Origin of the sequence: Candidatus Cryosericum odellii, assembly GCF_003570935.1 — a bacterium.
Classification (GTDB): domain Bacteria; phylum Caldisericota; class Caldisericia; order Cryosericales; family Cryosericaceae; genus Cryosericum; species Cryosericum odellii.
Genome location: NZ_QXIU01000065.1, coordinates 1 through 5,920 on the forward strand (window position 1 = coordinate 1; position 5,920 = coordinate 5,920).

9 protein-coding genes are annotated in these 5,920 nt (G+C 54.9%); 8 read left to right on the plus strand and 1 reads right to left on the minus strand.

Features of this window, described 5'->3' with window-relative positions; all coding sequences use genetic code 11:
* From SMC5_RS02400 to holA, 8 genes are all read left to right on the plus strand, one after another.
* Nucleotides 1-462, plus strand: a 462-nt coding sequence (locus SMC5_RS02400; RefSeq protein ID WP_126854913.1) for a transporter substrate-binding domain-containing protein, incomplete at its 5' end; no start/stop codon positions are given.
* Nucleotides 463-486: 24 nt separating this feature from the next.
* Nucleotides 487-1,131 (plus strand): amino acid ABC transporter permease, encoded by a 645-nt coding sequence (locus SMC5_RS02405; RefSeq protein WP_119089752.1) that lies wholly within the window; start codon nucleotides 487-489, stop codon nucleotides 1,129-1,131.
* 1 nt (nucleotide 1,132) lies between these two features.
* Nucleotides 1,133-1,894 (plus strand): amino acid ABC transporter ATP-binding protein, encoded by a 762-nt coding sequence (locus SMC5_RS02410; RefSeq protein WP_279386306.1) that lies wholly within the window; start codon nucleotides 1,133-1,135, stop codon nucleotides 1,892-1,894.
* 99 nt (nucleotides 1,895-1,993) lie between these two features.
* Nucleotides 1,994-2,494, plus strand: a complete 501-nt coding sequence (gene coaD / locus SMC5_RS02415) for a pantetheine-phosphate adenylyltransferase (RefSeq protein ID WP_119119442.1) — start codon at nucleotides 1,994-1,996, stop codon at nucleotides 2,492-2,494.
* The gene (locus SMC5_RS02420) at nucleotides 2,487-2,975 is read left to right on the plus strand and encodes a hypothetical protein (RefSeq protein ID WP_119119437.1); all 489 of its coding nucleotides are present in this window, start codon (nucleotides 2,487-2,489) and stop codon (nucleotides 2,973-2,975) included. The genes coaD and SMC5_RS02420 overlap by 8 nt, the downstream gene beginning before the upstream one ends.
* Complete coding sequence (locus tag SMC5_RS02425; protein WP_165848933.1) at nucleotides 2,944-3,405, plus strand: YceD family protein; 462 nt, start codon at nucleotides 2,944-2,946, stop codon at nucleotides 3,403-3,405. The genes SMC5_RS02420 and SMC5_RS02425 overlap by 32 nt, the downstream gene beginning before the upstream one ends.
* 2 nt (nucleotides 3,406-3,407) lie before the next feature.
* Nucleotides 3,408-4,691, plus strand: coding sequence for an asparagine--tRNA ligase (gene asnS / locus SMC5_RS02430; RefSeq protein WP_119119439.1), 1,284 nt, complete (start codon nucleotides 3,408-3,410; stop codon nucleotides 4,689-4,691).
* Between the two features lie 10 nt (nucleotides 4,692-4,701).
* Nucleotides 4,702-5,727 carry a DNA polymerase III subunit delta gene (gene holA, locus SMC5_RS02435; RefSeq protein ID WP_119119440.1) on the plus strand — a complete coding sequence of 342 codons (1,026 nt, stop codon included), beginning with the start codon at nucleotides 4,702-4,704 and terminating at the stop codon, nucleotides 5,725-5,727.
* On the opposite strand, the gene rpsT is transcribed toward holA, so the two are convergent.
* Nucleotides 5,714-5,920 (minus strand): 30S ribosomal protein S20 (gene rpsT / locus SMC5_RS02440; RefSeq protein WP_133299147.1); only part of this gene is annotated, 207 nt, incomplete at its 5' end. The genes holA and rpsT overlap by 14 nt on opposite strands.

Genomic DNA, 5,920 nt, shown 5'->3' on the forward strand with positions numbered 1-5,920 from the left:
CTCTTCTCCATTCCTTACTACAGGGCGGACATGGGCATCATGTACAACCCCGCCAAGAACACTATCACCAAACCCGAGGATCTTGTGGGAAAGACGGTCGGCGTTCAGACCGGTACGACAGGTGAGATTGATGCCAAGCTGATCACTGGGGTGAAGGTCAACTCCTACCCCGACATCCAGCTTGCTACCCTGGACCTCGAGAATGGCAAGATCGACGCTGTGGTGAACGACTATCCTGTGTGTACGACCTATGCTAGTGCTCATACTGAGTTGAAAGTTCTCGATACCACTTCAATGGCCGGTCAGGACCTGACACAGGTGTATGGCATCGCCGTGCGCAAAGATGACACCCAACTCAAGAGCGACATCGATGCGGCCCTCCTCAAAGTGGTTGCGGATGGAACGTACGCGAGTCTCTACCAAAAGTACTTCTTTGCCAGCCCGCCATACCTGCCCAAATAACAGTTGTGGTCGGGGTAACGGAAAATGTTTAAGTGGTCGATCATCTTCGAAAACTTGCCATTTCTCTTGGCAGGTGCATGGACTACGCTTTCGCTCACGGTCGTCTCGATGATCTTTGCGACTGTCGCTGGGTTGCTGGTGGGATTGTTGAACATGTTTGGGGGAAGGGTCATCGGCGCCATTACGCGTGTTTACATCGAGGCTGTGCGCGGGACGCCGGCTTTGCTGCTGATTCTCATCGTGTACTATGCTCTCCCGAGGATAGGACTGAACCTGCCTCAGTTCCCCGCCGCCGCGGTTTCCCTTGCAGTGTGCTACGCTGCCTACATTGCCGAGGTATTCCGTTCCGCCGTCGAGTCGATCCCCAAGGGACAGTCTGAAGCTGCTTTCTCGCTGGGTATGAGTCAGGCGCAGACACTGCGCCACGTTATCCTCCCGCAGACGTTCCGGCGAGTTCTGCCGCCGCTTGCCAATGAGTTTGCGGCGTTGATCAAGGATACTTCCCTGGTCGCCTTCATCTCGATGGAGGATCTTCTCTTCAAGGCGAAGATTATCGGCGCCCGCACGTACAATGTCTTCTCGCCGTACATCGGTGCAGCAATCATCTACTTGATCATGACCACGCCGGTCATGCAGTGGTCCCGAAATCTCGAAAAGAAGGTAGAGTGAGATGACTGGCGACATGATGGTATCACAGGGGAAGCTGCTCGTCGTCGACGAGTTGCACAAGTCGTTCGGCTCTCTCGAAGTCATCAAGGGAGTCAGCTTCGACATGGATTTCAAGGAACGGCTTGTGTTGATGGGTCCCTCAGGTTCTGGCAAGAGTACACTGGTGAGATGCATCAATTGGATAGAGCCCCCGTCGGCTGGCCGCATAACATTCGACGGCAAGCTCGTCGAGTCAGGCAAGTATGACATTCGCAGACTGAGAGAAGACATCGGCATGGTGTTTCAGCAGTTCAACGTGTTTCCTCACCTTACCGCTCTTCAGAACGTCGCTCTGGGGCCTATCGCTGTCAAGAAGGTGGCTCGAAAAACGGCTGAGACTGAGGCAATGGAACTTCTGGCGAAGGTCGGTCTGTCGCATCGTGCTGATCACAAGCCTGCTCAGATGAGTGGTGGTGAGCAACAACGGGTGGCCATAGCGCGTGCGCTTGCCATGCACCCGAAGCTCATGCTGTTCGATGAGCCGACGTCCTCCATTGACGTGGAGTTGATCCATGAGGTCCTCGACGTGATGGTTAAACTTGCAGACGAGGGCATGACAATGATTGTCGTCACACATGAGATTGGTTTTGCGAAGGAAGTCGCCGACCGTGTCATCTTCATGGATCAGGGCCTTATCATCGAGACTGGATCTCCTTCTGAGGTATTTGAGCATCCTCAGCAGGAGCGTACACAGAGTTTTCTGAGCAAGGTGCTCTTGGCCTGAATGTGCCAATATCATGAGGAGGGGCGCCGAAAGGCGCCCCTCTTTTTCTTTTCATCGCGCGCCTTTTGACTACACTTGAAGATGAGGTCTATGGGACATATGGATACAATCGTCTATCCGGGCACATTTGACCCGGTCACCAGAGGACATGTTGACATCATTGAGCGTGGAGCGCGCTTGTGCGACCACCTCGTTGTTGGCGTGGCTGCCATAGCGTATAAGACTCCAATCTGGTCGCTCGACGAGCGCGTCGACATGGTCCGCAGTGCAACGCGGCATATTTCGAATGTCGTGGTGGAAGGCTTTGAGGACTTGGTCGTTCATTTTATGAAGCGCGTGGGTGCCAACATCATGCTGCGCGGATTGCGGCCCGTGTCGGACTTTGATTATGAGGTACAGTTCGCCTGGGCGAATCGGCACCTCGACCCGAATGTGGATATCATCTATCTCATGAGCTCGCAGGAGCATTTCTTCGTTTCCTCCTCACTCATCAAACAGATGTACGAAGGAGGCGGGGACATTCGAGACTTGGTGCCTGCGTGTGTTGCCGACAGGATTGTGTTTGGCCTGTCTCGGGCTAGAGGAGGAACGCATGATTGAGAAGCTTACGCTACAGGACATTATCGACCGCATTGATCAGGTGAGGGAGCGGAGCGGCAGGTTGCTTGGCTATCGTCTCATCAAGGACGAGGAACTCGCAGATGCAATCGCACATCTCCGCACGGCATTCCCGGAACAGGTGCGCAATGCGAGCGCCCTTCTGGAACAGCGTGACGCATTGATGACCGATGCCAGACGACAGTGCGGCCGAATGATAGAGGATGGCCAGCGCTCACACGATGACCTGGTCGCAGACAATGAAATTGTACGTTCCGCCGTTGTCGAACGAGAGCGCATGATGGCAGAGGTTGTGGCTGCGCGGAAGGCGGCTGAACAGCAGGCTGACGACTATTCGCTCAAGATGCTGGAGCAGCTGGAGCAGATTTTGATGAAATTGACTGAGACCGTCAAGGCATCGGAGAGGCAGTTTCATGTGGAGGAGAATAACAATGAGATTCGAACTCCAGAAACTGAACATTGAGGAAGGGAGCAGTCAATCGTTCACGTTCGAGGAAAACTCGGTCGGAGATACCCCTGGAGTTGTGCTTATTGAGCCAGTGACGGGACAGTTCGTCCTGAGCAATCTCGGAATCGGCTATCAGTTCTCCGGGGCATTCGATGCGAGGGTGAGTCAGCCTTGTGTGAGATGTCTGGACCCGGTCGTGGAGGACGTCGAGTTCGACGTCAATGAAACATACCTTCTCAATGGAGAAGATGATCCTGACCAGGAAGACGTGTTTGCGCTTGAGTCAGATGTGCTCGACGTTTCTGATGTGGTACGCCAGCACCTGCTCATCGAAGTCACCGAGTTTCCATTGTGCAAAGAGGACTGCAAGGGGCTATGCCCTGAATGTGGGGCGAACCTGAACTCGACAGTGTGCCCACACCAGAAATCGCTGGAGGAGAAGTAATCATGTACATCGACAAGGCAGCAGACTACGTCGGGCAGGTCCAGACCATCAATGGTTGGGTCTACAACAGCCGGAGCAGCGGGAAAGTAGCGTTCGTCCTTGTTCGGGACGGTAGTGGTATCATGCAGTGTGTCGTCGCCAAGAGTGACGTCGAAGAATCGACGTTCGAGGCGGTGCGCCACCTCACGCAGGAGAGCAGCATCAGTATCACTGGTGTGATCCATGCAGAAGATCGAGCACCAGGCGGCCACGAAATGCATGTTGAGAAGGTCGAAGTCCATCAAGCAGCGGTGGACTACCCGATAACCCCCAAGGAGCACGGCGTGGACTTCCTGATGAGCAATCGGCACCTGTGGCTGCGCTCGAAGCGCCAGTGGGCGATCATGCGCATACGTGCCACGATCGTCAAAAGCATCCGTGACTACCTCGATGACAATGGCTTCCTGCTCATGGACGCGCCCATCCTGTCCGCCAATGTCTGCGAAGGTTCTTCGACTCTGTTCTCGACCGACTATTTTGGCGTACCGGCTTATCTGTCGCAGAGCGGCCAGCTTTACAACGAAGCGACGGCCATGGCCTTTGGGAAAGTCTACTGTTTTGGTCCTGCGTTTCGCGCAGAGAAGTCCAAGACACGTCGGCACCTGACCGAGTTCTGGATGGTCGAGCCCGAGATGGCATATTGCGATTGGTCTCAGAACTGTGATGTCCAGGAGCAATTCGTGACATATATCGTACAGCAGGTCCTCGAGAAACGTCGAGAGGAACTGGCCATCATCGAGCGCGAGATTGCTCCGCTTGAGAAGATAGCGACGCCGTTTCCACGTATCTCCTACGATGAAGCAGTGAAGCTCCTCCAGAAGGTCGGTTCGCCGATACAGTGGGGCGATGATTTCGGTGGGGACGAGGAGACGCTCATCTCGAACCAGTTCGAACGACCCGTCTTTGTTCACAGCTACCCCAAGTCGTTCAAAGCGTTCTACATGAAGACAAACCCTGCCAATCCGCAGACGGTACTGTGTGCTGACCTGCTGGCTCCTGAGGGATACGGCGAGATCATCGGAGGTGGGCAGCGCGAAGACGACTATGAGTTGCTTCTCGAACGGGTTCATGCCGAGGGACTTGCTGAAGCAGACTACCAGTGGTATCTGGACCTCCGTAAGTATGGATCGGTCCCGCACAGCGGGTTTGGTCTTGGCGTCGAGCGGACAGTAGCGTGGATCTGCAAGCTGCCGCACGTGCGGGAAACAGTCCCGTTCCCTCGCTTGCTCGAGAAGATCTATCCATAGACCGGGAGCAATGACAGCAGCCAAGGGATACGCGTCAGAATCCAACGACGTCTCGGTGACTGAGGGCCTCACAAGCCTCAGGGGTAAGAAGCCAGCGTCGCTCTATGTCTTCGCGCCCGGAGACGACTATTTTGTTCCACAGGCGAAAGACGCAGCGCGCTCACTGGTAGCGGAAGCTTTCCGTGCTTTCGATTATGCTGAGTTTGAGGGAAGCGACGACAACGTGGATGGTTTTCGGGAGTTCCTCGGCAGCGAGAGCTTCGGGTCCGGGCGCAAGGTTCTCGTCATCAACGGTCTCGAAGACAAGGGAGCGAAGCGCTTGAGTACTATAGCTCCCCTGTTTCTTTCTGGCAGCACCACTACTGTCATTTTTGCCGACCCCGCCAAAGTTCCTTCAGAGCTGCTGAAAAAGGCATATGTGATTACCAGCTATGCCGTGCCCCCGAGTGCGGTGCGTTCCTGGATCAAGAAGCGGTTCGACGGGCGTGCAATAGAGGACCAGGCGGTCCACGAGCTCATGGAGCGAACAGCAAGCAGTTTCTTTCTTATGCGAAGCGAGATCGACAAACTCCTTGCGTATACCGGCGCGGCCGTTACGGTCGCAGATGTCCGCGAGGTCGTGCCTCGGTGTCACATTGCAGCTGCTGCTGATCTTGTCGAGGCTATCTCTCTCAGGAGATACGATCGCGCGGCGACAGCGCTTTATGACCTGTCAGCTTCTGGGGCACCAGACACAACCATTCTCTATGACGTGGAACTCGGGTTCGTGCGGTTGTTGAATGCAAAACTCGTTTCGAAGTCGAACCGGCCGAAGGCCGACCTTCGTGCCTGGTGTCTGCGCACCCAGCATCAATATCTCGACGACTACACGCTCAGTGCTCTTCTCTCAGCGGCAGGTCATATCAAGCTGCGTGAACTCGAGGCTATGCTGGAGCGCCTCGAGGAAATCGAATATGAAACGAAAAAAGGGCTCACCAGCAGTGCGCTGGTAGCCCTTGAGCGGTTGCTTTCAGCAGTAGTTCTTACGACGCAGTAGCCTTGGTCGCAACCTTGGCGGCGTTCGCCTTCTTCATCAGGCGCGACTTCTTACGGGCAGCCGTATTCTTGTGGACAATGCCCTTCTGAGCGAGTTTGTCGAGTTGTTTCACAGCGTCGACGACTTTTTCGGGGGCATAACCAGACTTGCGAGCCATATCCAGAGCAAGTTTTGTCTTAGCTGTATGCTCGGT

Coding starts and splice junctions, on each gene's coding strand:
- SMC5_RS02405 (WP_119089752.1), top strand. CDS start 487: ATGTTTAAGTGGTCGATCATCTTCGAAAACTTGCCATTTCTCTTGGCA.
- coaD (WP_119119442.1), top strand. CDS start 1,994: ATGGATACAATCGTCTATCCGGGCACATTTGACCCGGTCACCAGAGGA.
- SMC5_RS02420 (WP_119119437.1), top strand. CDS start 2,487: ATGATTGAGAAGCTTACGCTACAGGACATTATCGACCGCATTGATCAG.
- asnS (WP_119119439.1), top strand. CDS start 3,408: ATGTACATCGACAAGGCAGCAGACTACGTCGGGCAGGTCCAGACCATC.
- holA (WP_119119440.1), top strand. CDS start 4,702: ATGACAGCAGCCAAGGGATACGCGTCAGAATCCAACGACGTCTCGGTG.
- SMC5_RS02410 (WP_279386306.1), top strand. CDS start 1,133: ATGACTGGCGACATGATGGTATCACAGGGGAAGCTGCTCGTCGTCGAC.
- SMC5_RS02425 (WP_165848933.1), top strand. CDS start 2,944: ATGAGATTCGAACTCCAGAAACTGAACATTGAGGAAGGGAGCAGTCAA.